Here is a 4,055-nt window from a genome sequence, read left to right as displayed (position 1 = left end):
TTTGTGTTATAATATTTTTGTGTAATTTATTACTAAAATAAAATACTTATTTATTATTAGTATGAAAAACTTAATTTATGAGAGTAACCAAACAATCAATTTATAAAAAAACAAAATGCTAAAAGTGTTAATCTAAATCGTTAACAATACATATAATGCGTAATTAAAGTATATTTTGAGAGAAATATTTCGCTAAAAAATGAGTTAAACGTAATAGACTTCAGGACGAATTTACTTTAGAATATCAATATTTATTATTTTTAAAATTAAATTAAGATAACATGAATGTTAGAAAAATATTTTTTAAAAACGAGAAATTAAAGATAATCAATGACGATATCCTCACCACACACGAAATTCAAAGGAACTCCATAGATTTGATTGTTACCTCGCCACCTTATAATGTAGATATACAATATAACTCCCACGACGATACACTCCCTTATGATGAATATTTGGACTTTAGTAATAAATGGCTATTGCGTTGTTTTGATCTTCTTAAAGACGATGGAAGGTTCTGCTTGAATATTCCATTGGATAAAAACAAGGGGGGACAACAAAGCGTGGGTGCGGATTTGACCACAATTGCTACTAAAGGGATAGGTTTCAAATATCATTCTACGATAGTATGGAATGAAGGAAATATTTCCCGTAGGACTGCATGGGGTTCATGGCTAAGTGCTTCAGCACCTTATGTTATTGCACCTGTTGAGTTGATTGTAGTTTTATACAAGAATAGATGGAAGAAAACCAGCGGCAGCCGAAAATCGGATATAAGCAAGAAAGAGTTTATGGAATGGACAAGTGGTCTCTGGACATTTTCCGGAGAAAGTAAAAAGAAAATCGGTCATCCTGCACCATTCCCTGTTGAACTTCCAAGAAGATGTATAAAATTATTTAGTTTTGTAGGTGATACTGTTTTAGATCCGTTTATGGGTAGCGGAACTACATTAATTGCTGCTTATCTAAATAATAGAAAATCAATAGGGGTTGATGTTGATAAGAGTTATTGCGAACTCGCAAAAGAAAGATTAATTAATGAGGCAAAAATATATGAAAGGAAATTATTTGAAGAGGTTCCAGTGCCCTTGGAGGTGAAACAATATGGCTAAAAAGACAATAAACGAACTGATTATGAAATACTTTATGGACCATCCAAATAAAGAATTAAAACACGGTCCTGTTGTGGATTGGGTAACTGAGCAGTGGTTAGAAGAACATGATACTCCCCCAAGAGATCCCTGGCGATCAATAAGAAAACTACATCAGGAGGGAAAACTCATAAAGGTTAAAAAAGGTGTCTATAAATATGATCCCGATCATGTCCAAGAGATTGAATTATGGGATTTTCCACCAAAAATCAAAGAGGATATATTAAAAAGAGACAACTATCGCTGTGTGGTTTGTGGAAGAGATAAGAAAGATGGCGTTGAATTAGTTGTTGATCATATAAAACCAAAAGACAGGGACGGTACAAACGATAGTGAGAATGGACAAACATTATGTACGGAGCATAATTTAATGAAAAAGAATTACTCGCAAACTGAAGCAGGAAAAAGATATTTTATCAAAATATATAAAAAAGCAGTGGTAGAGAATGATGAGCGAATGATTAATTTTTGTAAATGTGTATTTGAATGCTATGATAGACATGAAATAAACGGACACATACCTCGTCCTAATGGAAAAGCATAGGGGGATAATTTGGTGTCCCTTCATCAACTGTGTATAACACGGGCTATACGGCTTCACTTCGTTACGCCCAAATTTGCTCCGCTACGCTCCGCAAACTTCGCATAGCGCGATTCCGTTATATGAAATTTTGTCAAATATAGCCGAAATTTAGAGTTCTCAAATATAGGTATTTTTCATGTGTTATAGACTTAGGAGATGTTTAGTGAGCAAACTCATATTTTTGGAAATTAAACAGTTAATAGATCTTTTACCAAAAGCTCCATTTAACTTTGATGCTACAATGCACAAACCAGATCATTTTCCATCAGCAGATAATAAGTGGGAACCAGGGATCCGATGGCAGACAATGATTTGGAAGAAAGTGCCTATAGGATTGAAGTTTGAAAACATGGAAACATAGAGTGGTTGGAGAAACTGATTAGACTTTAAAATATCTGTGCCTGCAAAAATTCCTAAATTTTTAATAATTATACTGTCCTCATCTTAAATCACATTTTATATAAAATCCTTTAAAATTTTAAGATAAATCATTACTTTTTTCATATAATATGAAAGAAAAGTATATTTTAACGAAAATATTTAGTATAAAAACGAGTTAGATGTAATCGACCGCTAAATTCTAAATAAGCTATGAAGATCAGATCGTTTGAGTTCAATTTAAGAGAATTGGCTGGATCCATGGGCGACTCTGGTACACTCTTTCCGTTAGCAATCGGCTATATCGTTGTCTGTGGTCTCAATCCGGCTGGGTTCCTTATGATTATGGGTCTGGCAAATATTCTAACTGGCATTATGAATTGGATTGCAAAAGTTACAACCAATTAAGACTATGAAGATTTTAAGGATAAAAATAATAAAAAAAGTAATAGATTTAGATAAGAGAACTTAGTTAAAATAACTTATTTACTGTTGTAAAAAGAATCCACAAAAGAAAGTCTATATTAAAATATATTAAGTATTTATTATAAAAAACAATTATTATAAAAGATGGTGATAAATGAATTTTATTAGAAAAATATTTATAATGATTTTAGCTTTTTCAGTAATTACATCTTTGTCACTTACATTAACTGGTTGTCCTTCAGCACCATCCACTAAGTCTGTTGAAGTTATTTCGGAAACTACAGAAGAGGAATTGACAGGTAAAACAACTGAAGAGGGAGTGACAGAAGAAGAAGTAGAGGAAACAACTAAGGAGGAAATAACCCGACTGACTGAGCCACCTATAGCAAAACTAATACTACCTAAGATCACAGCAGTTGTAGAATATGATGTCAGGCACTCCGTTACCTTAGTGAACAATGGACCAGGCATTGCCACTCGCATCCTTCTGCATGTGTCTCTAATCAGAGACATTGAACCATACCAGAAAGTGGTTTCTATGGAGATAATACCACAGGGTTTCGAGACTATAACGGATGAGTATGATAATGTATATGCTAAGTTTGAATTTGCTAATGTAGCTTCTGGGGAAAAACTGAACATTGAAATCTACTACAAAGTGGCAGTGAACGCATTGGATTTTAATATAAGCAAGTGCGATTGCTCACTTCCAACCATATTCATTGATCCAGAATTAAACATAGAGTCAGATACAGAGCAGATCATCTCCCTTGCCAATGAGCTGGCTAAGAGCAAAGTCACAGCATGCGAGAAGGTAAAGGCTTTCTACAACTACGTGGGTGATAATATTTCATACACTAGTAATCCAGGTGACATAAATGAGGGAGCTTTGTTGACTCTGGAAGACCGTTCGGGGGACTGTACTGACTTTACAGATTCTTTAATTGCACTCTGCCGTGCTGCTGGAATACCAGCCCGCTTCATAGAGGGAGTCACTTGTTGCACAAATGGTCATTATATTGCACATGAGAATAAGCATAATCGGCTAGAGGTATATATACCATGTGTAGGTTGGGTACCTATGGATCCTACTTGGGGTAGATTTCAGGCGAATCGAGAGACATATTTTGCCGGAACCACAGCAGATTATATTATAGTTGGTCAGGGCAGGAATCGTGACATTCTAAAAGGTTATTACTACTTTCATTATAATTATTGGTGGGGTGTTGAGAGTACTACAGTATCAAATCAGGAGGAATGGGAGATAGTAAAAGTAGAGGAGTAAGACAATGTTGCTTCACGAAATACAGCAAGTAAGTATCTTAACAGGCTTGTGAATCTAGGTATTTTAGATAAGAAAGCTGAAGGGCGAGAAGTTCTTTATCTAAACAAAGAATTATATAAAATACTCGCTAAAGCATAGTAACTTGCACAGTATTTACTGTTTATTGTGCTTGAGTTAGATTATCTGTGCAATGGTTATGCATATATCATATTTTGCGCACAATAATATCTAA

General features: G+C 34.3%; 5 protein-coding genes and 1 pseudogene. 5 read left to right on the top strand and 1 reads right to left on the bottom strand.

The features are described 5' to 3' along the window. Window positions 1-281 precede the first annotated feature (281 nt). From KKC53_00985 to KKC53_00970, 4 genes and pseudogenes are all read left to right on the top strand, one after another. Complete coding sequence (locus KKC53_00985; GenBank protein MBU2597748.1) at window positions 282-1,112, top strand: site-specific DNA-methyltransferase; 831 nt, start codon at window positions 282-284, stop codon at window positions 1,110-1,112. Continuing rightward, complete coding sequence (locus KKC53_00980; protein ID MBU2597747.1) at window positions 1,105-1,695, top strand: HNH endonuclease; 591 nt, start codon at window positions 1,105-1,107, stop codon at window positions 1,693-1,695. The genes KKC53_00985 and KKC53_00980 overlap by 8 nt, the downstream gene beginning before the upstream one ends. 202 nt (window positions 1,696-1,897) lie before the next feature. Then, window positions 1,898-2,095, top strand: a complete 198-nt coding sequence (locus tag KKC53_00975; GenBank protein MBU2597746.1) for a hypothetical protein — start codon at window positions 1,898-1,900, stop codon at window positions 2,093-2,095. Window positions 2,096-2,325: 230 nt separating this feature from the next. Then, window positions 2,326-2,584, top strand: a pseudogene (locus tag KKC53_00970) (putative sulfate/molybdate transporter). A gap of 89 nt (window positions 2,585-2,673) precedes the next feature. Here the strand turns inward: KKC53_00970 and KKC53_00965 are convergent. Then, window positions 2,674-3,180, bottom strand: a complete 507-nt coding sequence (locus tag KKC53_00965; GenBank protein ID MBU2597745.1) for a hypothetical protein — start codon at window positions 3,178-3,180, stop codon at window positions 2,674-2,676. Between KKC53_00965 and KKC53_00960 the strand changes: the two genes are divergently transcribed. Next, a complete protein-coding gene (locus KKC53_00960) occupies window positions 3,077-3,823 on the top strand; it encodes a transglutaminase family protein (protein ID MBU2597744.1) in 747 nt (248 codons plus the stop codon). The genes KKC53_00965 and KKC53_00960 overlap by 104 nt on opposite strands. The last annotated feature ends 232 nt before the right edge of the window (window positions 3,824-4,055 follow it).

The sequence above is a fragment of the Actinomycetota bacterium genome (assembly GCA_018830725.1).
Classification (GTDB): domain Bacteria; phylum Actinomycetota; class Humimicrobiia; order JAHJRV01; family JAHJRV01; genus JAHJRV01.
Note: the sequence above shows the minus strand (reverse complement) of the source record. Positions and strands in the feature narration are given on the sequence as shown.